The following is a 23,069-nucleotide window of genomic DNA, read 5'->3' as shown; positions in this document are numbered from 1 at the left end:
GTGATCCGACCAGCCCAGAAGGATTCCCCCATGACCGATAACCATGATGCGATCGTGACCGAGTCGAAGGCGGCGGAGGCAGGTGGCTGCCCGGTCGCGCACGACCGCGCCGCGCACCCGACCCAGGGCGGCGGAAACCGCCAGTGGTGGCCGGAGCGCCTCAACCTGAAGATCCTCGCCAAGGACCCCGTCGTGGCGAACCCGCTCGGCGCGGAGTTCGACTACGCCGCGGCCTTCGAGGCCCTCGACCTGGCGGCCGTGAAACAGGACATCGCCGAAGTGCTGACCACCTCGCAGGACTGGTGGCCCGCCGACTTCGGCAACTACGGCCCGCTGATGATCCGCATGGCCTGGCACAGCGCCGGCACCTACCGCATCAGCGACGGCCGCGGCGGCGGTGGCCGCGGGCAGCAGCGCTTCGCGCCGCTGAACAGCTGGCCGGACAACGCCAACCTCGACAAGGCCCGCCGTCTGCTGTGGCCGGTCAAGAAGAAGTACGGCCAGTCCATCTCCTGGGCCGACCTCCTGATCCTCACGGGCAACGTCGCGCTGGAGACGATGGGCTTCGAGACCTTCGGCTTCGCCGGCGGCCGCGCGGACGTCTGGGAGGCCGACGAGGACGTGTACTGGGGCCCGGAGACCACCTGGCTCGACGACCAGCGCTACACCGGCGACCGCGAGCTGGAGAACCCGCTCGGCGCGGTCCAGATGGGCCTCATCTACGTCAACCCCGAGGGCCCCAACGGCAACCCGGACCCGCTGGCCGCGGCCCGCGACATCCGCGAGACGTTCCGCCGCATGGCGATGAACGACGAGGAGACCGTCGCCCTGATCGCCGGTGGCCACACCTTCGGCAAGACCCACGGTGCCGGTCCGGCGGACGCCGTCGGCGACGACCCCGAGGCCGCCGCCATCGCGCAGCAGGGCCTGGGCTGGAAGTCCACCTACGGCGCCGGCAAGGGCGGCGACGCGATCACCAGTGGTCTGGAGGTCACCTGGACCACCAAGCCCACCCAGTGGAGCAACGACTTCTTCGACATCCTCTTCGGCTTCGAGTGGGAACTGTCGGAGTCCCCGGCCGGCGCCAAGCAGTGGGTGGCCAAGGACGCCGAGGCGATCATCCCCGACGCGCACGACGCGTCGAAGAAGAAGCTCCCGACGATGCTCACCACCGACCTGTCGCTGCGCTTCGACCCGATCTACGGTGAGATCTCGCGCCGCTTCCACGAGAACCCGGCCGAGTTCGCGGACGCCTTCGCCCGCGCCTGGTACAAGCTGACCCACCGCGACCTGGGCCCGAAGTCCCTGTACCTCGGCCCGGAGGTCCCGGCGGAGACCCTGCTGTGGCAGGACCCGCTGCCGGCGGCCGAGGGCGAGGTCATCGGCGCCGAGGACATCGCGACGCTCAAGGCCAAGGTCCTCGACTCGGGGCTGAGCGTCTCGCAGCTGGTGTCCACCGCGTGGGCGTCGGCCTCCACCCACCGCGGCAGCGACAAGCGCGGCGGCGCCAACGGCGCCCGCATCCGCCTCGAGCCGCAGCGCGGCTGGGAGGTCAACAACCCGGACGAGCTGGCCCAGGTGCTGCGCGTCCTGGAGGGCGTCCAGCAGGAGTTCAACTCCGGCGCGAAGAAGGTCTCCCTGGCCGACCTGATCGTCCTCGGTGGTGCCGCCGCCGTGGAGAAGGCCGCCAAGGACGCCGGTCACGCCGTGGAGGTCCCCTTCACCCCGGGCCGCGTGGACGCCTCGCAGGAGCAGACGGACGTCGAGTCGTTCGCCGCGCTCGAGCCGACCGCCGACGGGTTCCGCAACTACCTCGGCAAGGGCAACCGCCTGCCGGCCGAGTTCCTGCTGCTCGACAAGGCGAACCTGCTGACCCTGAGCGCCCCCGAGCTGACCGTCCTGGTCGGCGGCCTGCGCGTGCTGGGCGCCAACCACGGCCAGTCCTCGCACGGCGTCCTGACCGACGCCCCCGGCACGCTGACGAACGACTTCTTCGTCAACCTGCTCGACCTGGGCACGACCTGGTCGTCGACGTCCTCGGACCAGACCGTCTTCGAGGGTCGCGACGCCTCCGGCGAGGTCAAGTGGACCGGCACCCGCGCCGACCTCGTCTTCGGCTCGAACTCCGAGCTGCGCGCGCTCGCCGAGGTCTACGCGAGCGACGACGCGAAGGCGAAGTTCGTGAACGACTTCGTCGCCGCGTGGGTCAAGGTCTCGAACCTCGACCGGTTCGACCTGATCTGATCTGATCCCGGACTCTCCGTCAGGAGAGGCCGGGGCCGGAAGGAACAGAACAGCAGCACAGCCAGGGCGTCCCGCCCGGTCCCACAGTGACCGGGCGGGGCGCCCTGGCGCGTTCCCCGCCGTTAAGCGGCTGTGCGGTGAAGGTTGTCGCCCCCGCGGGTTCCCGATGCCGGTGGGGTTGTCGAAACCATTGACGAGGACATGCTCGCCCCCTATCTTCTGGCCGAAGTTACGAACCATGTTCGAAATCCCGGACAGGCAGTTTCACGGACAAGGGACGGTCCTGTATGCCTCGGAAGTACCGCCGCAGACCCCTGCTCGTCTGCGTGCTGGCCCTCCTCGTCGCCCTGGTGGCGGCGACCCAGCCGGTGGCCGCGGCCGACGGCCGCCCGTACACCAACCCGCTGAAGTCGGCCAAGGGCGCGGACCCCTGGCTGGAGTTCTACGACGGCAACTACTACCTGATCACCACGACGTTCACGGGCGTCCTCGGCATGCGCAAGGCGCCGACCCTGGCGGGCCTGGCCACCGCGCCCACCGTGCAGGTGTGGTCGGACACCACCTCGACCCGCAACACCAACATCTGGGCGCCGGAGATCCACCGGTTCAACGGCCACTGGTACCTGTACTACTCGGCCGGCCAGGGCGGCACCGCCTGCTGCGACTCCCAGCGCACCCACGTCCTGGAGAGCACCGGCACCGACCCGCTGGGCCCCTACGCCTACAAGGGCTCCCTGACCGGCTCCAACCTCACGCCGGGCGGCTGGCTGATCGACGCGAGCGTCCTCCAGGCGAACGGAACCCTGTATCTCGTCGGAAGCGGTTCCGTGAACGGCAGCGCGCAGAGCCTGGTCATCGCGCCGATGAGCAACCCGTACACGCTGTCCAGCAACACGTTCACGGTGATCTCCAGCCCCACACTGGACTGGGAACGGGTGGGCGCGCCCGTCAACGAGGGGCCGGAACCGCTCTACCACAACGGCCGCACCTTCCTCAGTTACTCCGCCAGCTACTGCCAGACCGCCGACTACAAGCTCGGCCAACTGGAGTTGACGGGCAGCGATCCGCTGAACCCGGCGTCGTGGACCAAGAAGCAGACGCCCGTCTTCCAGCGCAGCGACACAGGCGGCGTCTACGGCCCGGGCCACAACGGTTTCTTCACCTCACCCGACGGCACCGAGAACTGGATCGTCTACCACGCCAACTCCTCCGCGAGCGGCGGCTGCGGCAACGGCCGGACGACCCGCGCCCAGAAGTTCACCTGGAACGCCGACGGCACCCCGAACCTCGGCACCCCCGTCGCGCCGGGTACGACGCTGCCCGGCCCGTCCGGCGAGACGGCGGCGACCCCGACGGCGTACACCCTCGTCAACCGCAACAGCGGCAAATGCCTCGACGTCGAAGGCGGTTCCACCGCCAACGGCACGAACATCTTCCAGTGGACCTGCACCGGCGGGACCAACCAGAAGTGGCGGGTCGAGGACCAGGGCGACGACACCAGCCGGCTGGTGAACGTGGCCACCGGCGGGGTGATGGACACCGCCGACTGCTCCACCGCCGACGGCGCCGACCTGCGCCAGTGGTCGTGGCTCAACAACAAGTGCCAGCGTTTCCGGCTCGTCTTCACCGCGACCGGCGACTATGTCCGGCTCGTGGGCGAGAACAGCGGCAAGGTCGCCGACGTCGCGGACTGCGGGACCGCGAACGGCACCGACGTACGGCAGTGGACCTGGCTGAACAACACCTGCCAGCAGTGGCGCCTCGTGCCCACCACCTGAGCCCCGGTGCCTCCTCCCCCACCCCGGAGAGGCACCCCGGAGGAACACCCAAGAGAAGCACGCGGGTGAAACACCCGGGAAAGCCTTTCCACCCCCTCCCCTCCCCGCCTCCCTCCCCCTCTCCCTCCGTCTGGAGAACTCCCTTGAGACGCAACGCCGTTCGGCTGATCCTGGCCGGCCTCGTCGCCCTCGCGGCCGTCCTCGCCGGCGTGGGCGCCCCCGCCCAGGCCGCCGTGCCCGACTCCCCCGCGGTGACGTACACCAACCCGATCGCGGAGCAGCGCGCCGATCCGCACATCTACAAGCACACCGACGGCTACTACTACTTCACCGCCACGGTCCCCGCGTACGACCGCATCGTGCTGCGCCGGGCGACGACCATCCAGGGCCTGTCGACGGCCCAGGAGGTCACCATCTGGACCAAGCACAGCAGCGGGGTCATGGGCGCCCACATCTGGGCGCCGGAGATCCACTTCATCGACGGCAAGTGGTACGTCTACTTCGCGGCCGGGTCCACCAGTGACGTCTGGGCGATCCGGATGTACGTCCTCGAAGGCACCGGCGCCAACCCGCTCACCGCCACCTGGACCGAGAAGGGCCAGATCAAGACCACGTGGGAGAGCTTCTCGCTGGACTCCACCACGTTCGTCGTGAACGGCGTCCGCTATCTCGCCTGGGCACAGCGCAACCCGTCCGAGGACAACAACACCAGTCTCTTCATCGCGAAGATGACCAACCCCTGGACGATCCAGGGCACCGCGGCGGAGATCTCGCAGCCGACGCTCTCCTGGGAGACGGTCGGCTACAAGGTCAACGAGGGCCCCGCGCTGATCCAGCACGGCGGCAAGGTCTTCATGACCTACTCGGCGAGCGCGACCGACGCCAACTACTGCCTGGGCATGCTGACCGCCTCCGCGACAGCCGACCTGAGCGACCCGGCGTCCTGGACCAAGGGGACGCAGCCCGTCTTCACCTCGAACGCCTCGACCTCGCAGTACGGGCCGGGCCACAACTCGTTCACGGTCTCCGAGGACGGCAGGTCCGACATCCTCGTGTACCACGACCGCAGCTACAAGGACATCACCGGTGACCCGCTGAACGATCCCAACCGCCGCACCCGCGTGCAGAAGGTGTACTGGAAGGCGGACGGCACCCCCGACTTCGGCATCCCGGTGGCCGACGGGGTCACGCCGCAGCGCTTCTCCTCGTACAACTACGCGGACCGGTTCATCCGGCACTGGGAGTACCGCGCCCGCATCGAGGCCGGTGTCAGTCCGCTCGCCGACTCGCAGTTCCGCGTGGTCACCGGGCTCGCGGGCACCGGCACGGTCTCCCTGGAGTCGGCCAACTTCCCGGGCTACTACCTGCGGCACAAGAACTTCGAGGTGTGGCTGGAGAAGAACGACGGCACCTCGGCGTTCGCGTCCGACGCGACTTTCCACCAGCGGGCCGGCCTCGCCGACTCCGCGGGGGTCTCGTACGAGTCGTACAACTACGCCGGACGCTATGTCCGCCACTACAACTACGTGCTGTACGTGCAGACGCCGAGCACGACCACGGACAGGGGAGACGCGACCTTCTACGCCCAATGAGGCCCCGCCCGTCCCGAGGAGCGCATGACGACCGAGACTATACATTGCGTGTATACGCTCTATGTATAGTCTCGGCATGCCTTCTCTGACCAGGAAGATGAAGAAAACGGGGGCCAGGTTGCGGGCCGTCGCCATCTCGGCGGCGGCCACCTGCCTGGCGGTCACGCTGACCGGCTGCGGCGCCGCCGACAACACCCGGCCGAGCGCCGCCCGCGCCCACCCCGCCGCCACCACCCAGGCCGCCCGCTTCGGCACCGTCGACTGCCGTGAGGCGAAGTGCATCGCCCTCACCTTCGACGCCGGCCCGAGCGAGAACTCGGCCCGCCTGCTCGACATCCTGAAGGAGAGACAGGTCCCGGCGACCTTCTTCCTGCTGGGCGAGCGGCACATCGAGAAGTACCCGGAGCTCGTCAGACGCATGGCCGCCGAGGGACACGAGGTGGCCAGCCACACCTGGGACCACCAGATCCTCACCAGGATCACGCCGGAGGAGATACGCGAGGAACTCCAGCGCCCCAACGACGAGATAGAGCGCCTCACCGGCCGCCGCCCCACCCTGATGCGCCCGCCGCAGGGCCGCACCGACGAGACCGTGCACGAGATCTGCCGCGAGCTGGGCCTCGCCGAGGTGCTGTGGACGGTGACCGCCAAGGACTACACGACGACCGACTCCGCACTGATCCGGCGCCGGGTCCTCGCCCAGGCCGACCGGGACGGCATCATCCTGCTGCACGACATCTACGACGGGACCGTGCCGGCCGTACCGGGGATCATCGACGCGCTGAAAGAGCGCGGATACGTTTTCGTGACGGTCCCTCAGCTGCTGGCGCCGGGGACGGCAGTGCCCGGGCAGGTCTATCGCTGACCCGAACAACACACCGCGAAGGTGAGTCCGAACCTGTGAGCCGGAGGGTAATACTCCGCCGGACGGCCCCGACTCCCTACGATCGGCGAGTGGTCTTCTTCCAGCTCGAACGCACGGTACCGCTTTCCCTGGACGACGCCTGGCGTCGCCTGACGGAGTGGTCCCGGCACGGCGACGTGGTACCGCTCACCCACGTCGCCGTGCTCACTCCCGCCCCGACCCGTGAGGGCACGGTCTTCGTCGCGCGTTCGGGTCTCGGCCCGATCGCCTTCGCCGACCGGATGGAGGTGACCGTGTGGCAGCCGCCGTCCGACGACGGGCCGGGCCGGTGCCGGCTGGAGAAACGCGGCCGGGTCGTCCTGGGCTGGGCCGAGATCGAGGTACGGCCGGGCCCCGGCGGGCGGGCCCGGGTGCTCTGGCGGGAGGAGCTGCGGGTGCGTTTTCTACCGTCCCTCTTCGACCCGCTCCTCGGGGCCACGGCCCGCTCCGTCTTCGGGCGCGCGGTCAACCGGCTGCTCCGCGGCCGGTGACCGGGCGAGGACCGCGACGGCCGGACGCGGCCGGGCCGCCGAGGGCATGACGGCGACCGGCCGTTCACCCGGCCGGACCGGCCGGCCAGGCGCGGTGCGGCGGGCCGTGCGCGGTGCGGCGGGCCGTGCGCGGTGCGGCGGGCCGTGCGCGGTGCGGCGGCTCAGGCCACCGAGCCGATCCGGCCCGTCGGCACCGAGGTCGCGTCGTGGTGGATGGGCGTGTGCGCGCCGGTGAGTGAGACCCCGCTGCCGCCGCGCCGGTCGGCCACGATCTCGGCGGCGATCGACAGCGCCGTCTCCTCGGGCGTACGGGCGCCCAGGTCGAGACCGATCGGGGACCGCAGACGGGCCAACTCCAGCTCGGTCACCCCTACTTCACGCAGTCGGGCGTTGCGGTCGAGGTGGGTGCGGCGGGAGCCCATCGCGCCGACGTAGGCGACCGGGAGCCGCAACGCCAGCCGGAGCAGGGGAACGTCGAACTTGGCGTCGTGGGTGAGGACGCACAGCACGGTCCGCACGTCCACCTGCGTGCGCTCCAGGTACCTGTGCGGCCACTCGACGACGATCTCGTCGGCCTCCGGGAAACGGGCCTCGGTCGCGAAGACGGGACGCGCGTCGCACACCGTCACGCGGTAGTTCAGGAACTTGCCGACCCGCACCAGCGCCGACGCGAAGTCGATCGCGCCGAACACGATCATCCGGGGCGGCGGGACGGACGACTCGACCAGGACCGTGAGCGGCGCCCCGCAGCGGGAGCCCTGCTCGCCGATCTCCAGGGTGCCGGTGCGGCCGGCGTCGAGGAAGGCGCCGGCCTCGGCCGCGACCGTGCGGTCCAGCTCCGGATGGGCGCCGAAGCCGCCTCCGTAGGAACCGCTGTCGTAAGAGCCGCCGCCGTAGGAACCGCTGTCGTAAGAAGAGCTCCCGTAGGAACCGTTGTCGCCGCTGCCGTGGGGGCGGACGAGCAGCGCGCGGCCGACGAGATCGGCCGGGCCGGTCACGATCCGCGCCAGCGCCGTGGCCCCGCCGGAGGCGGCGGCCTCCAGGCCGGCCGCGATCACCGGACGGTCCCGGTCGCCCACCCGCACCGGGGTGACGAGGATGTCGACGACCCCGCCGCAGGTGAGCCCGACGGCGAAGGCGTCGTCGTCGCTGTAGCCGAAGCGTTCGAGGACGGACTCCCCGTCCTCGAGCGCTTGCCGGCACAGCTCGTACACCGCGCCCTCCACACAGCCACCGGAGACCGAGCCGATCGCTGTGCCGTCGGCGTCCACCGCCAGGGCGGCGCCCGGCCTGCGGGGCGCGCTGCCGCCGACGGCCACCACGGTGGCGACGGCGAAGTCACGGCCCTGCCCGACCCACCGGTTCAGCTCCTCGGCGATGTCCAGCATCTCTCGGTCTCCTTGACTGCGGTGGTGTGGAGGGCGGTTGCGCGGCGGTCGGGTGCCCGCCGGCCGGGGCGCCTAGTGCACGCCCAGCCAGCTCTCGATCGGGTTGAGGGCGAAGTAGACGAGGAAGATCGCCGTCAGCACCCACATGAAGGCGCCGATCTCCCGCGCCCTGCCCTGCGCGGCCTTGATGGCGACGTAGGAGATGACACCCGCGGCGACACCGGTGGTGATGGTGTAGGTGAACGGCATCAGGACGACGGTCAGGAACACCGGGACAGCGGTTGCCCGGTCGGCCCAGTCGACGTGGCGGGCGTTCATCAGCATCATCGCGCCGATGACGACCAGGGCGGCGGAGGCGACCTCCTGCGGGACGATCGCGGTGAGCGGGGTGAAGAACAGACAGGCCGCGAAGAAGGCGCCGGTGACGACCGAGGCGAGACCCGTACGGGCTCCCTCGCCCACGCCGGTCGCCGACTCGATGAACACGGTCTGGCCGGAGCCCCCCGCCACCCCGCCGATCGCTCCGCCGGCGCCGTCGATGAACAGCGCCTTGGACAGGCCCGGCATCCGGCCCCTGTCGTCGGCGAGCCCCGCCTCGGTGCCGACGCCGATGATGGTGGCCATCGCGTCGAAGAACCCGGCGAGGACGAGCGTGAAGACGATCATGCCGACCGTCATGGCGCCGACCTCGCCCCAGCCGCCGAACTCCACGTCCCCGAAGAGCGAGAGGTCGGGCATGGAGACCGCGCTGCCGTGCAGTTCGGGAGCGCCGGCCGCCCACTGCTTCGGGTCGACGACCCCGGTGGCGTTGAGGACCGCGGCGACGACCGTGCCGCCGAGCATGCCGACGAGGATGGCGCCGGGGATGTTCCGGGCCTGGAGCATGAAGATCAGCAGCAGCGTGCCGGCGAACAACAGGACGGGCCAGCCCGCGAGTTCGCCCGCCGGACCGAGGGTGACCGGGGTCGCCTCGCCCTGGTGCACGAAGCCGGACTTGTAGAAACCGATGAGCGCGATGAACAGGCCGATGCCCATGGTGATGCCGTGCTTGAGCGCGAGCGGGATCGCGTTCATGATCATCTCGCGCAGGCCGGTGACGACCAGCAGCATGATGACGACGCCGTACAGCACGCACATGCCCATCGCCTGCGGCCAGGTCATCTCCGGGGCGACCTGGGACGACAGGACGCCGGAGACGGAGAGTCCGGCGGCGAGCGCGAGCGGCACCTTGCCGAGGAAGCCCATCAGCAGCGTGGTGAAAGCAGCTGCGAAAGCGGTTGCGGTGATCAGCGCCTGCTGGCCGAGGGTGTCCCCGGCCGCGTCCTTGCCGGACAGGATCAGGGGGTTGAGCAGGAGGATGTACGCCATCGCCATGAAGGTGGTGACGCCGCCGCGCACTTCGCGGGCGACCGTGGATCCCCGCTTGGATATGTGGAAGTACCGATCGAGCCAGGACCGCCCGGCCGGGACGCGGGTGCCTTCGCCCGCGTCTTCGGCTGTGGTCCTCGGCTCCAGTGACTGCTGGGTCATGGGCCATCTCCCAAGGTTCAAAGGGACACCCGCGGGGTGCCTTCGGCAGGTCGCGGGATTTGGGAATGGACGACCCGGGGGACGGCCCGAGACGAACAAGGGGGGTGGTCCGGGGGTGCGGCACCCCCGGACGACACCTGATCGGACCCCGTGGGATCACGTTCCGGTGAGGTGCTCCGGACGTACCGGCGTGCGGTTGAGCTCCAGCCCGGTCGCGTTCCTGATGGCCGCGAGGACCGCCGGAGTGGACGACAGGGTGGGCGCCTCGCCGACGCCACGGAGCCCGTAGGGGGCGTGGTCGTCGGCTAGTTCGAGCACGTCGACCGGGATGGTCGGCGTGTCGAGAATCGTGGGGATCAGATAGTCCGTGAACGACGGGTTCCTGACCTTCGCCGTCCTGGGGTCGACGATGATCTCCTCCATGACCGCCATGCCCAGACCCTGGGCCGTGCCGCCCTGGATCTGACCGATCACGGACAGCGGGTTGAGCGCCTTGCCGACGTCCTGGACACAGGCCAGCTCGATGACCTTGACCAGGCCGAGCTCGGTGTCGACCTCGACGACGGCGCGGTGCGCGGCGAAGGAGTACTGGACGTGTCCGTTGCCCTGCCCGGTGCGCAGGTCGAACGGCTCGGTGGGCCGGTGCCGCCACTCCGCCTCGACCTCGACGCATCCGCCCTCGAGCACGTCGACCAGGTCGGCGAGGACCTCACCGCCGTCGGTGACGACCTTGCCGCCCTCCAGGAGCAGCTCGGCGGTGGCCCAGGCGGGGTGATAGGAGCCGAACCTGCGACGGCCGATCTCCAGGACCTTCTCCCGGACGAGCTCGCAGGAGTTCTTGACGGCGCCGCCGGTGACGTACGTCTGCCGGGAGGCCGAGGTCGAGCCGGCGCTGCCCACCTGCGTGTCCGCGGGGTTGATGGTCACCTGCGAGACACCCAGCTCGGTGCGGGCGATCTGCGCGTGGACGGTGACACCGCCCTGGCCGACCTCCGCCATGGCCGTGTGGACGGTCGCGACGGGCTCGCCTGCGATGACCTCCATACGGACCCGGGCGGTCGAGTAGTCGTCGAATCCCTCGGAGAAGCCGACGTTCTTGATGCCGACCGCGTAACCGATTCCGCGTACGACGCCCTCCCCGTGCGTGGTGTTGGACAGACCGCCGGGCAGCTGCCGTACGTCCGCGCCCTCGCTGCTCTCCCACTGACGCTCCGGGGGCAACGGCATCGCCTTGACGCGGCGCAGGATCTCGGCGACCGGCGCCGGGGAGTCCACGGGCTGCCCGGTCGGCAGGAGGGTCCCCTGCTCCATCGCGTTGAGCCGGCGGAACTCCACCGGGTCCATGCCGAGTTCGGCCGCGACCTTGTCCATCTGCGCCTCGTAGGCGAAGCACGCCTGGACCGCGCCGAAACCGCGCATCGCGCCGCAGGGCGGGTTGTTGGTGTAGAGGGCGATGGCCTCGATCTCGACGTCGTCGACGACGTACGGGCCGACACCGAGCGAGGAGGCGTTTCCGACGACGGCCGGGCTGGCCGAGGCGTACGCGCCGCCGTCGAGGACGATCCGGCACTTGACGTGGGTGAGCTTGCCGTCGCTGGTCGCGCCGTGCTCGTAGAAGAGCTTCGCCGGGTGGCGGTGGACGTGGCCGAAGAAGGACTCGAAACGGTTGTAAACGATTTTGACGGGTTTTCCGGTGCGCAGGGCCAGCAGACAGGCGTGAATCTGCATCGACAGGTCCTCGCGGCCGCCGAACGCGCCGCCGACGCCGGCCAGCGTCATCCGCACCTTGCTCTCGGGCAGGCCGAGGACGGGCGCGATCTGGCGCAGGTCGGAGTGGAGCCACTGGGTGGCGATGTAGAGGTGGACGCCGCCGTCCTCCTCGGGCACGGCGAGGCCGGACTCGGGGCCGAGGAAGGCCTGGTCCTGCATGCCGAAGGTGTACTCGCCCCGGACGACGACATCGGCGCGCGCGGCGGCCGCGGCCGCGTCGCCCCGGACGATCGGCTGGCGGTGGACGATGTTCGGGTGCGCGACGTGACCGACGTGGTGGTCGTCGCGGCCCTCGTGGATCAGGATCGCGTCCGGCGCGGTCGCCGAGGCCTCGTCGGTGACGACGGGCAGCTCGCGGTACTCGACCTTGATCTTCGCGGCGGCACGGCGGGCGGTCTCCGGGTGGTCCGCGGCGACGATCGCGACCGGCTCGCCGTGGTGCCGGACCTTGCCGTGGGCCAGGACCGGGGTGTCCTGGATCTCCAGGCCGTAGTTCTTCACGTCGGTCGGCAGGTCGTCGTAGGTCATGACGGCGTGGACGCCGGGCAGGGCCAGGGCCTCGGACGTGTCGATGGAGACGATCTCGGCGTGGGCGACCGGGGAGCGCAGGATCTGGCCCCAGAGCATGTCCTCGTGCCACAGGTCGGACGAGTAGGCGAACTCGCCGGTGACCTTGAGGGTGCCGTCGGGGCGGAGCGTCGACTCGCCGATGCCGCCCTTGGTCCGGGAGCCCTGGGTGAGGGTGGTGGGAGTGCCGCTGGGGGCGCCTGCCGCTCGAGCGAGGCCGAAAGTGGGGGAGGTCATGGGTCAGACCGCCTCTCCCTGACGGGCGGCCGCCAGGCGGACCGCGTCCATGATCTTCTCGTAACCGGTGCACCGGCAGAGGTTGCCGGAGAGCGCCTCGCGGATGTCCGCGTCGCTCGGGTTCGGATTGCGTTCCAGCATCTCGTCGGCGGCGACCAGCAGACCCGGTGTGCAGAAACCGCACTGGACGGCGCCCGCGTCGATGAACGCCTGCTGGATCGGGGCGAGTTCGGTCCCCTCGCCGGTCTGGGAGTCGGTGGCCTCGGCCGGCCGGCCGTCGGCCCCGTCGAGGGAGGGGGAGGTGCCCGCCGCGCCCGGCGCTCCCGAGGTGTTGCAGGAACCGGTTCCACAACCGGCGTGCCCGGCGCGCTGCTTGGCGTAGTCCGCGAGGCCCTCGACGGTGACGATGTCACGGCCCTCTGCCTGTCCGGCGGCGACCAGGCAGGAACACACCGGGACGCCGTCCAGCCGGACCGTGCACGAGCCGCACTCGCCCTGCTCGCAGGCGTTCTTCGAACCCGGCAGCCCGAGCCGCTCACGCAGTACGTAGAGCAGGCTCTCGCCCTCCCACACGTCGTCTGCTTCCTGCGGACGTCCGTTGACAGTCAAGTTGACGCGCATCACGCGGCTCCCTTTGCGGTGCGGCGGGGGCCGCGGTACGACTCCCACGTCCAGGTCAGCGTGCGGCGGGCCATGACGCCCACCGCGTGCCGTCGATAACTCGCCGTCCCCCGGACGTCGTCGATGGGGTTGCAGGCGGCGGCGCACAGATCCGCGAACTGCTTGGCGACCGATGGGGCGATGATCTTTCCGTTGTCCCAGAAACCGCCTTCTTCGAGCGCCGCGTTGAGAAAGTCCTCGGCGGTCTTCGCCCGAACGGGGGTGGGCGCGGCCGAACCGATGCCGGTACGGACGGTCCGGGACTGCGGGTGCAGCGCGAGACCGAAGGCGCAGACGGCGATGACCATGGCGTTGCGGGTGCCCACCTTGGAGTACTGCTGCGGGCCGTCGGCCTTTTTGATGTGGACGGCGCGGATCAGCTCGTCGGGAGCGAGCGCGTTGCGCTTCACGCCGGTGTAGAAGGCGTCGATCGGGATCCGGCGGGTACCGCGTACCGACTCCGCCTCGACCTCGGCGCCGGCCGCCAGCAGGGCGGGGTGGGCGTCGCCGGCCGGGGAGGCGGTGCCGAGGTTGCCGCCGACGCCGCCGCGGTTGCGGATCTGCGGAGAGGCCACGGTGTGCGAGGCGAGAGCCAGGCCCGGCAGCTCCGCGCGCAGGTTCTCCATGATCCGGGTGTAGGGGACGGAGGCGCCGAGCCGCACGCTCTCCTCGCCGACCTCCCATTCGCAGAGGTCGCCCACGCGGTTGAGGTCGAGCAGGTACTCGGGCCTGCGGTGGTCGAAGTTGATCTCGACCATCACGTCGGTGCCACCCGCAATCGGCACAGCGGTGGGGTGCTCGGCCTTGGCGGCGAGCGCCTCCTCCCAGCTGGCGGGGCGAAGGAAGTCCATGACCGGCTCTCTTCTTCGTCTCTTGAGTGCTCGTGAGTCGTATCGAGCCAGAATCGGGTGCGGCGGGCCCGGCTCGTGCCTGTGGTGTTCACGCGGAGTGGGGCCAGTACACAGCCCCTTGCTCCGACCGGGTCAGTCACGGAAACCATGAAGGAGTTGGCTGGTCGGCCCAGGCATCTTGTAGATTCGTATGAACGGAGGTCCTCAGTAACCTCCTCGTTTTCCTGTGGAAACGTAGGAAACAACCTGGCGACCGAAGAATGCGGTTCGTGGCTGTCCGCCGCACCGGCCGGGCCCCCGGGGGCGGGACCGACGGCGGGTTCGCTCCCACCCTGTCCTTCAGGATCCATCGTAGTTTTCGAGACAAAGAACGGCGGCGACGAGATGCGGCTGCGCGCACTGCTGGACACCGATGCGCTGGGCCTCAGGCTCCTCGGCGGCGAGGACGAGCTGGACCGCACGGTACGGGGTGTCATGACCACCGACCTGCGGGACCCCAGCCGCTACCTCTCCGGGGGCGAGCTGGTGCTGACGGGCCTGGCGTGGCGCCGGGACGCGGCGGACTCCGAGCCGTTCGTACGGATCCTGGTGCAGGCCGGGGTGGCCGCGCTCGCGGCCGGCGAGGCGGAGCTGGGGGACGTTCCGCAGGATCTGGCCGTGGCCTGCGCGCGGCACCGTCTCCCGCTGTTCGCGGTGCACGAGTCGGTGGCCTTCGCGACGATCACCGAGCATGTCGTGCGGCAGGTGTCCGGCGAGCGTGCCGGGGACCTCGCGGCCGTCGTGGACCGGCACCGCCGGATGATGACCTCGGGCCCGGCGGGCGGCGGCCCGGACGTGGTCCTGGACCTGCTCGGCTCCGACCTGGACCTGCGGGCCTGGGTCCTGTCCCCCACCGGGCGGCTCATCGCCGGCTCCGAGGCGGCCGGGCCGGGGCTGCCCCCCGACACGTGCGCGAAGCTGGCGGCGGAGCACCTGGCGGCCGTCCGCACCGGGCGGCGCGGACCGCACCGGGTGCTCATGGGCCAGACGACGTACTCGCTGTTCCCGATCCGCAGCGGTGGCGGCCGCGCTCCGCAGGCCCCGCGCGCCTCACAGACCCCCCAGGCCTCACGGGACGTGCGCGAGAGCGTCCTGTCCGACTGGCTGCTGGCCGTCGAGGCGGACGCCGGGGACTGGGCGGACGAGCGCCTCGACCTGCTCCAGGGCGTCACCCAGCTGATCGCCGTCGAGCGGGACCGCCGCGACGCCGCCCGCTCGGTGCGCAGGCGTCTCGCGCAGGAGGTGCTGGAACTGGTCCAGACGGGCGCGGCCCCGGCCGAGATCGCGGCCCGCCTGCGGGTGGCCGCACCGGTGCTGCTGCCGGGGCTGGGGGCCGCCCCGCACTGGCAGGTGATCGTGGCCCGGGTCGAGTGGGACGAGGGCGGGCCGGAGGCCGGCCCGGTCGCCCAGTCGCTCCTGGAGGAGATCCTGGTCGACCCGCTCGCCACCGGACCCGAGCCCTCCGACCGTATCGCCGTGGCCCACACCGGCGACGAGGCCATCGCCCTGGTCCCGCTGCCCGCGGTGCCGAGCGAGCACGACGGCTCCGAGACCGGCGTCCTCGCCGACGCGCTGCTGGCGGCCGTCCGGGAGCCGCTGTCGTCCGGCCTCGACGGCGACGGGCGGCTCACCCTGGGCGTCAGCGCGGCCGTGCACTCGGCGGAGGGGCTGCGCGGGGCCCTGGAGGAGGCACGACACGCCCGGCGCGTGGCCGCCGCCCGCCCCGGCCGGGTCTGCGCCGCGGGCCACCAGGAACTGGCCTCGCACGTGCTGCTGCTCCCGTTCGTCCCCGACGATGTGCGGAAAGCGTTTACCGCCCGTCTCCTCGACCCGCTGCGCGAATACGACCGGCGGCACCGCGCCGAGTTGATCCCGACCCTGGAAGCGTTCCTGGACTGCGACGGTTCGTGGACCCGCTGCGCGTCCCGTCTGCACCTGCACGTCAACACGCTGCGCTACCGGGTCGGGCGGATCGAGCAGTTGACGAGCCGTGACCTCTCGCGGCTGGAGGACAAGCTGGATTTCTTCCTTGCGCTGCGGATGAGCTGATACCGAAGGGAACCGGTTACCACCCCTGGGCCACGACCTGTCGAAACCTTCGGGGCGCGGAGTCCCACGACTTTGTGAAATCCTTCACCCGCCCCCTTGGCCCGGCCCTGTGATCCGTGCTGAGATGCGGCCACCACTCAAAGCTCGACGGCGCGCTCGGGGAGGGCAACGTGGCGTACACCGCCATGTCTGGTACCGGAACGACCTCAGGTGACGATCCCCTCCAGACCGCGGTATGGCGGCTGCGCTCGCGCGCCTGCTGGACCGACGCGGCGGCCCTGCTCCCGCCCGACAGCGCGGCGGGCTCGATCCAGCGGGCCGCGCTGCTCGTGGAACGGTGCCTGTACACCGAGCAGGGCTGGCAGGACGCCGAGGACGCGCTGCGCACGGCGGAGGCGCTGGCCCACGACGACGAGGAGCGCGGCGCGGCCGCTTGTGAACGAGGGCAACTTGCCTACGCGGCCACGCTGCACGGCGTGCGCGACCGGGTGGACGAGGCGCGGGCCGCGCTCGGCCGGGCGGCGGCGCTGATCTCGCCGGACGCGCCCGGACGGGCCTTGCTGGACTTCCGCCGGGGCCTGCTCGCGGAGAACATCTCGCGGTCCCCGCAGGCCGCGAGGGCCGCGTACCGTCGCGCCCACACGGCGGCCGCGGCCCACTCCGACCTGCTGCTGCTGTCCTTCACCTGGCGCCACCTCGCCGGACTCGCCCTGCGCGAAGGCGAGATGGCGGAGGCCCGGCACGGCTTCGCCGAATCCCTGCGCATCCGCGAGGAGTTGGGCTACCTGGTGGGAACCGCCCCGGCCCTCGCCTCACTGGCCGACGCGGAGGTCGACCCGGAGGCCTCACGGTTGCGGGAGGAGGCGCGCCGGCTGTTCCGGCTGCTGGGCGGCGTACCGACCTGGCTGGCACGGCAGTTGACACCACCGCCGACACCCAGCCCGTCCGGGGTCTGAGAACGAGGCTGGTCGGATACGAGCAGGCGAAGCTTCGTCGGGCTCGAGCAGGTGAGGTCCCGTCGGGGCTCGAGCAGGCGAAGCCTCGTCGGGCTCGAGCAGGCGAAGCCTCGTCAGGGATCAAGCGGGCGGAGCCCCTGCACGGCTCGAACGGGCGAGGCCTCCCAGGGTGCGAGTAGGCGGAGCCTCTGCACGACTTGAACAGGCAAGGCCTCGCAGAGCGCGGGCGGAGTTGCTGCACGGCTCGAGCAGGCGAGGCCTCGCAGAGCGCAGACGAGCGAGGCGTCTCAGGCCTCGCTCGAGCAGGGCCTCTCAGGATCCGGCCGGCCGAGCGACGCCGCTTCGGCGTCGAAGCGGGCTCGGGGGCGCCGGCCCTGCGGCGCGGCAACGGTCGGCTCGGGGAGCGCCTGCGCTGCGACCGGGCGGCGGTCGGCTCAGTTGCGCGCGCCTGCGAAGTGACCGCGCACCAGCGCCTGCGCCCGGTCCGGCTCCCCCGCCGTCAACGCTTCCAGCAGCGCCACGTGCTCCGCCGCGTCGGCCATGAGATCCGCCCGTCCGCGCCGCACCGACCCGCCGGCCAGCGGCCACTGCGAGCGCCGGTGCAGGTCCTCGGCGACGCCGGCCAGCTGCTCGTTGCCCGCCAGGGCGAGCACCGCCCGGTGGAAGACCAGGTCGGCCTCCGCGTACGTGGCCGGGCAGCCGGAGGCCGCCGCGCGCACGCTCGCCTCGCCAACCGGCCGCAGCTCCGCCCAGCGCTCGGCGGGCACCGTACGGGCGAGCCGCAGCATCACGGGAACCTCGATCAGCGCGCGCACCTCGGCCAGCTCGGCCAGCTCGCGAGTGCCCCGCACGATCACCCGGAAGCCCCGGTTGGGGACGACCTCGACGGCACCCTCCAGCGCCAGCTGCTGCATCGCCTCGCGGACCGGCGTCGCCGAGACCCCGAAGCGTTCGCCGAGGACCGGCGCCGAGTACACCTCGCCCGGCAGCAGTTCCCCGGCGACGAGCGCGGTGCGCAGGGCGTCGAGGATCTGGCCGCGCACCGAGGCGCGCTGCACCACCGGCCGGGGGCGTGGGACAGGGGTCTCGCTGTGCGTGTGCTCACCGCGCGCGGCGCCCGTCGGGCCGCATCTCTCCCGGTCGGCGCCCGCGCCGTACTCGGCGGACCCCCGTGACTGCGCCGGCACCCGGGCACGACCCTCGGCCCCCGGCACGGCCGGGGTCCCGGTACCGGTGGAGCCCTGCGCACCCTGCTCCACGGGGCCTCCTCCGGCCTTGTCGGTACTTGGGGTCATTACGGCGGGTTGTTACTCGTCCGTCAAGCACCTTAGGCCTACTGGCCGCCAGTTCAAATCCCGATGATACTGAGTAAGGTAAGGCTTACCTTTAATCCCCCTCGAAACGGCGGTCCCGGCATGCCCACAGCCCCGTCGGCCACAGCGGAGGCCTACGCCCGCCTCGCGGAGGTCTTCCCGGACCTGACCGTCACGCAGCTGGGCCACCAGGAACCGTTTCCACAGGGCGGCGGCTGGGTCGCCGCGGCCGACCTCGCGGAGGGCGGAGCAGCACTGGAGACCTTCCTCGCCTGGGACGACGCCCAAATCGTCCGCGACTACGGGCAAGCCGCCCGCCCGGACGTCGTGGCGAGCTTCGGACTGCACCGGTACTCCTGGCCCGCCTGCCTGCTGATCACCGTCCCCTGGTTCCTGCACCGCCGGGTGCCCCGCCTCCCCGTGACGCACGTCTCGTACGACCGCACCGGCGACGGCATGCGGATGGCCGTCCGGCCGCCCACCTCCTTCGCCTGCCTGCCGGGTGATCCGGCGGCACTGCTGCCCGGCGCCCGGGTGGTCCCGGACGAGGAGGCGCTGCGGGCGGAGGTGCGGGCGGCGATAGCCGAGCACCACGAGCCGGTGCTCGCCGGGTTCGGACCACCCGCGCGACGCCGGGGCCGGGCCCTGTGGGGCATGGTGACCGACGAGATCGTCGAGGGCCTCTGGTACGTGGCCGAACTGCTCGGCGAGGGCGAGAAGGACCGGGCGCGACGGGAACTGGAGCTGCTCCTGCCGGGCGCCACCCGCCCCTACGTCGGCTCGGCGTCCTTCCGTGAGCTGACCGGACCGGACGGCGCGGCCCTGTCCACCCGGGACCGGGCGAGCTGCTGCATGTTCTACACGCTGCGCCCCGACGACACCTGCGCCACCTGTCCGCGCACCTGCGACGCGGACCGCGCCACCAAGCTCGCCGCGGTCGCCGCCAGTTGAGGGGGCCTCAGGCGCACCCCCGGGGCCGGGCGCCGTCGGATGTCCCGTAAGATCGCCCGGACGAGGCTCCCCCCAGGGTTACAGGCAATTCACAATTTCCTCACTTACCCCGGGAACTTTCCGAGGAACCACTCGTACGGGTAGTCTTATTCGAACTCAACTCCCGCCCCTCAAGCGGCAGTTCGAGCAGAACGTCGCCCTGGGCATCCCCTTGCACTTCCTTGGCGGCCTCTTGCCCCGAAACCCCCTGAGGGACGGCGGGATTGCGCCACTATGGCGGGCGTTACGCCCTATCCCAATGCAAGGGACCCCTGATGAGATTGACCGACATATCGCTGAACTGGCTGCTTCCCGGCGCCGTACTGCTCCTGGGCATGCTGGCGGCGGTGGCGGTGCTCGCGCGCGGCAAGCGCTCCTCCGGGGCAAATGCGAGCGCGGACGATTCGTGGGAGCGTACCGAGGAGCGCCGCAGGCGCAAGGAGGCCATATACGGCACTGCCTCCTACGTTCTTCTGTTCTGCTGCGCGGCCGTCGCCGCCGCGCTCTCCTTCCACGGCCTGGTCGGCTTCGGCCAGCAGAACCTCGGCCTCACCAACGGCTGGGAGTACCTGGTCCCGTTCGGCCTCGACGGCGCCGCCATGTTCTGCTCCGTGCTCGCGGTGCGCGAGGCCAGTCACGGCGACGCCGCACTCGGCTCCCGGATACTCGTGTGGACGTTCGCGGGCGCGGCGGCCTGGTTCAACTGGGTGCACGCGCCCAGGGGCCTCGGTCACGACGGCGCGCCGCAGTTCTTCTCCGGCATGTCCCTCTCGGCGGCCGTGCTCTTCGACCGGGCCCTGAAGCAGACCCGCCGGGCCGCGCTGCGCGAGCAGGGCCTCGTGCCCCGTCCGCTCCCGCAGATCCGCGTCGTGCGCTGGGCACGTGCCCCCCGCGAGACCTACAAGGCCTGGTCGCTGATGCTGCTCGAGAACGTGCGCAGCCTGGACGAGGCCGTCGACGAGGTCCGTGACGACAAGGCCCGCAAGGAAGAGACGAAGCTGCGTCGCCGCGAGCAGCACCGCGTCGAGCGGGCGCAGCTGAAGGCGATCAGCCGGGGCCACGGCCCTCGCTTTCCCGGCCGCGGTGGCGGCGGTGGTGGCCGTCAGGCGGAGGCCCCGGCCGCCCTGGAGCCGGCCACGGCCGAGCGGGTCTCCGCGGAGCCTGCCATAGCCAACTCGACTGAGCAGCTGCCCGTCCGCTCACGACACTCTCTTACGCCCGTCCGCCACGGTTCTGACTCCTCGATCACCGTCGACCTCACCGCGGAGGACGACACCATGGCCCTGCCGCGCCTCGACTCCCTGGAGCGCAAGCTCAAGGACCTGGAGCAGCAGTTCGGCTGACGGATAATCAGTTATCACGGGAAGGGGGCGCGACCGCCGAGGTCGCGCCCCCTTCCCGTTGCCCGCCACTCGACGAACGTTGATCGACGACCGTTGATCGACGACCGTTGCTCGACGACCGGTTGCCGTCGGCCTTCGCTCACGCGGCTCCGGCGCCCATCTCGAACCAGACGACCTTGCCGCCGCCCTGCGCCCGTACCCCCCAGGTGTCCGCGAGGGACTCCACCAGGACCAGACCCCGGCCGTGCGTGGCCTCGTCGGCGCTCGGCACCCTCGGCCGGGGGCGGTGGGCCACGGAGTCCCGCACCTCCACCCGCAGGCCGGACGGTGAGACGGTGGCCGTCAGGACCGCGTCGTCGTCGGTGTGCACGAGCGCGTTGGTGACGAGTTCACTGGTGAGCAGTTCCGCCGTCTCCGACCGCCCCGTGCTTCCCCAGCCCCGCAACAGCTCCCTCAGCGCCCGACGCGTCTCGGGCACCGCCCGTAGGTCCGCCCGGCCGAGCCTGCGCCTGAGCTGCGACGCCCGGTCCTGCTCCGCCACGTCCTCGGCCCTGCTCTCCCCCGCCTGTCTCGTCGCCGAGGTGCCCGCGATCGCCGTCGGACCGCTTCCCCGTGCCTGCCTCTCCATGACCCCCGCCCGCGTGTCGATGTGGGTTCCCCTCCTGCTCGAACACGTTCACGGGGATCCTTGCCCGGTCGACACCGCGCCAGTCATGTCGAATCATCGACGCCCGGGTGTTCGGCCATGTTCGGGCGGGCCTCCAGGACGCTCCCGGGAATGGGGTGACCCCTCGACCGCACTGTTCGCGCCGTCGGGGAAGGGCCGTCCACGGCGCGTCCGCCCCCTCGCTCGAGCGCGTCCGGAGGGAGCGCTGGGACGGTTCGTGCGTCCCGCGCGGTAGGTGGCCCGTGTGCCGCTGGTGACGTCGGCGCGGCACCAGCGGGACGAGCCGGCGTCGGCGGACCGGACCGTGCGCGCCTCCCATGACCCCGCCGCGGCCGACGCCCAGAGGGAAAGCCCTGGTCGAGCCGCCGGTCCCGCTTGGCGGGGCGAGTACCGGAACACGGGGGCGGGTTGCCGGGCGGGGGCGGTGATCGGCCCGGTTTCCGGGCGAAGGGGCTGACGTACGACGGCGCCGACGTGTCCTCGGGGGGCGTGCGCCCGCGCGACGGAAACTGACCGTCGCCTCCCTCGCGAGCGGGAGTGAGCCGGCGTGTCCGCGGTGCGATACGGCCGCCGATCCGGCCCTCCCGCCCACCTCCGGACCTACGCACCCGGGTGGCCGACCGACCGCCGGGGATCGGCCCGTCTGCCGATGCGCCCCTGCCGACCTGGCCGTACGCGGAGAAGAGGTGGGGCAGCAGGTACCGCCCTCGCCATGTCGGCCACCGCCCTGAACCGCCCCGCCGCGCCGGGCGCGCCCTCGCACGGCCGATGAGGTTGGCCGAAATCCGCTGGTGCGCGGCCGGCCGCGGCGGGGAAAGCGGTGGGGTGGACCGACGATCGTGCTGGTGGTCGAGCGGCTGACGCGGGTGTCACCGGGAGTGCCCCGGCAAGGGAGGCGCTCCACCTCGGCCGAACGTTCACTTCGTCGGCCGATGTGAGCGGTGTCGGCGTCCGGCCGAGCGGCAGGGCGGCGGTGCGACAGGGCGGCAGAGCGGCGGCGCGGCAGGGCGGCGGGTGCTCTAGCCGATCTCGGCTCCCGTCGTGCCGATGTGGAAGATCTTGTGGGTCCCTCGGGTCATGTCGACGATGAGCTTCGTGGTCTGGTCGCCCCAGGTGAGGGTGACGACGGCCTCCGTGTAGTTCGCCGTGCCGTTGTCGGTGACCTTCCACGCGAGCGGGACGTTCTGGGCCTGAAGGACGCCGTTGGCGTGGTTCTCGTCCTCCCAGGCCGCCAGCTCCTTCTGGAAGGCGGGGGTGAGGTAGTGCTTGCGGAGTTCGTCCTCGAGCTTGCCGCCGCCCTCGTCGTTCACCGCGTCGATGTAGGCGCCGTAGAAGTCGGCGATGCGCGTGAGGTTGTCGGACGGCTTGCCGCTCACGCTGCGCGGGCTCCCGGCGGAGGCCTGCGCCGTCACGCCGAGGCCGAGGGCCAGGGCGAGGCCGGCGGCCAGTGCCGCACGGCGCCGGGTGGTACGGAAACGGGGAGTGCCGTTTCCGGTCGTGTTGCTCGTGCCGGTCGTGTCGATGGTGCCGGTCGTGCTGTTGTTGCTGGTCATGTGCGTGTTCCCCGTGTGTCTCGTGGGTGAGGCCGGTCCGGCCCCACTGGTGGCTGCGTGGTCGTGCGGGGCCGCCGCCCCCCCCCCACCCCCCCCGGGGGGGGGGGGGGGCCCCGGGAGTGGGGGGGGTGGTGTTTGTTTGGGGTT

17 protein-coding genes are annotated in these 23,069 nt (G+C 71.4%); 9 read left to right on the top strand and 8 right to left on the bottom strand.

The features are described from left to right. Positions 1–30 precede the first annotated feature (30 nt). The 5 genes from katG to ACFWBD_RS38140 all read left to right on the top strand — a co-directional run bounded on the left by katG (position 31) and on the right by ACFWBD_RS38140 (position 7,009). Entirely contained in the window at positions 31–2,244 is a 2,214-nt protein-coding gene (katG, locus tag ACFWBD_RS38160; protein WP_385677710.1) for a catalase/peroxidase HPI, read from the top strand. A 287-nt stretch (positions 2,245–2,531) separates the two neighbouring features. Then, positions 2,532–4,022 (top strand): family 43 glycosylhydrolase, encoded by a 1,491-nt coding sequence (locus ACFWBD_RS38155; protein WP_385677707.1) that lies wholly within the window; start codon positions 2,532–2,534, stop codon positions 4,020–4,022. Positions 4,023–4,165: 143 nt separating this feature from the next. Then, positions 4,166–5,614: a family 43 glycosylhydrolase gene (locus tag ACFWBD_RS38150; RefSeq protein WP_385677704.1), complete on the top strand. Its 1,449-nt coding sequence runs from the start codon at positions 4,166–4,168 to the stop codon at positions 5,612–5,614. A gap of 76 nt (positions 5,615–5,690) precedes the next feature. Next, positions 5,691–6,479, top strand: coding sequence for a polysaccharide deacetylase family protein (locus ACFWBD_RS38145; RefSeq protein ID WP_385677701.1), 789 nt, complete (start codon positions 5,691–5,693; stop codon positions 6,477–6,479). Between the two features lie 89 nt (positions 6,480–6,568). Then, positions 6,569–7,009, top strand: coding sequence for an SRPBCC family protein (locus tag ACFWBD_RS38140; protein WP_385677698.1), 441 nt, complete (start codon positions 6,569–6,571; stop codon positions 7,007–7,009). Positions 7,010–7,170: 161 nt separating this feature from the next. Here ACFWBD_RS38140 and ACFWBD_RS38135 read toward each other — a convergent pair whose 3' ends face one another. The 5 genes from ACFWBD_RS38135 to ACFWBD_RS38115 form a co-directional block, all read right to left on the bottom strand. Further along, the gene (locus tag ACFWBD_RS38135; RefSeq protein WP_385677695.1) at positions 7,171–8,397 is read right to left on the bottom strand and encodes an XdhC family protein; all 1,227 of its coding nucleotides are present in this window, start codon (positions 8,395–8,397) and stop codon (positions 7,171–7,173) included. Between the two features lie 72 nt (positions 8,398–8,469). Further along, positions 8,470–9,927, bottom strand: a complete 1,458-nt coding sequence (locus tag ACFWBD_RS38130; protein ID WP_385677692.1) for an NCS2 family permease — start codon at positions 9,925–9,927, stop codon at positions 8,470–8,472. A gap of 156 nt (positions 9,928–10,083) precedes the next feature. Beyond that, positions 10,084–12,501 carry a xanthine dehydrogenase family protein molybdopterin-binding subunit gene (locus ACFWBD_RS38125; protein ID WP_385677689.1) on the bottom strand — a complete coding sequence of 806 codons (2,418 nt, stop codon included), beginning with the start codon at positions 12,499–12,501 and terminating at the stop codon, positions 10,084–10,086. A gap of 3 nt (positions 12,502–12,504) precedes the next feature. Next, the gene (locus ACFWBD_RS38120) at positions 12,505–13,122 is read right to left on the bottom strand and encodes a (2Fe-2S)-binding protein (protein WP_385677686.1); all 618 of its coding nucleotides are present in this window, start codon (positions 13,120–13,122) and stop codon (positions 12,505–12,507) included. After that, on the bottom strand, positions 13,122–14,012 hold the full coding sequence (locus tag ACFWBD_RS38115) for an FAD binding domain-containing protein (RefSeq protein ID WP_385677683.1): 891 nt from the start codon (positions 14,010–14,012) through the stop codon (positions 13,122–13,124). Before ACFWBD_RS38115 ends, ACFWBD_RS38120 begins: the two co-directional genes overlap by 1 nt. Positions 14,013–14,396: 384 nt before the next feature. Here ACFWBD_RS38115 and ACFWBD_RS38110 point away from each other — a divergent pair, with 384 nt between their 5' ends. Then, entirely contained in the window at positions 14,397–16,100 is a 1,704-nt protein-coding gene (locus ACFWBD_RS38110; RefSeq protein ID WP_385677680.1) for a PucR family transcriptional regulator, read from the top strand. Between the two features lie 170 nt (positions 16,101–16,270). Next, a complete protein-coding gene (locus ACFWBD_RS38105) occupies positions 16,271–17,056 on the top strand; it encodes a hypothetical protein (protein WP_385677677.1) in 786 nt (261 codons plus the stop codon). A gap of 434 nt (positions 17,057–17,490) precedes the next feature. Here ACFWBD_RS38105 and ACFWBD_RS38100 read toward each other — a convergent pair whose 3' ends face one another. Next, entirely contained in the window at positions 17,491–18,315 is an 825-nt protein-coding gene (locus ACFWBD_RS38100; protein WP_385677674.1) for a GntR family transcriptional regulator, read from the bottom strand. Positions 18,316–18,471: 156 nt separating this feature from the next. On the opposite strand from ACFWBD_RS38100, the gene ACFWBD_RS38095 reads away from it, so the two are divergent. Both ACFWBD_RS38095 and ACFWBD_RS38090 read left to right on the top strand, forming a co-directional pair. Continuing rightward, complete coding sequence (locus ACFWBD_RS38095; protein ID WP_385677671.1) at positions 18,472–19,320, top strand: (2Fe-2S)-binding protein; 849 nt, start codon at positions 18,472–18,474, stop codon at positions 19,318–19,320. A gap of 314 nt (positions 19,321–19,634) precedes the next feature. Further along, positions 19,635–20,702 carry a DUF2637 domain-containing protein gene (locus ACFWBD_RS38090; protein WP_385677668.1) on the top strand — a complete coding sequence of 356 codons (1,068 nt, stop codon included), beginning with the start codon at positions 19,635–19,637 and terminating at the stop codon, positions 20,700–20,702. A gap of 139 nt (positions 20,703–20,841) precedes the next feature. Here ACFWBD_RS38090 and ACFWBD_RS38085 read toward each other — a convergent pair whose 3' ends face one another. Together ACFWBD_RS38085 and ACFWBD_RS38080 are read right to left on the bottom strand one after the other, a co-directional pair. Further along, complete coding sequence (locus ACFWBD_RS38085; RefSeq protein WP_385677665.1) at positions 20,842–21,330, bottom strand: ATP-binding protein; 489 nt, start codon at positions 21,328–21,330, stop codon at positions 20,842–20,844. A gap of 1,058 nt (positions 21,331–22,388) precedes the next feature. Beyond that, positions 22,389–22,922, bottom strand: a complete 534-nt coding sequence (locus tag ACFWBD_RS38080; protein WP_385677662.1) for a hypothetical protein — start codon at positions 22,920–22,922, stop codon at positions 22,389–22,391. Between the last annotated feature and the right edge of the window lie 147 nt (positions 22,923–23,069).

This window comes from Streptomyces sp. NPDC060002 (assembly GCF_042737245.1).
GTDB lineage: Bacteria > Actinomycetota > Actinomycetes > Streptomycetales > Streptomycetaceae > Streptomyces.
Note: the sequence above shows the minus strand (reverse complement) of the source record. Positions and strands in the feature narration are given on the sequence as shown.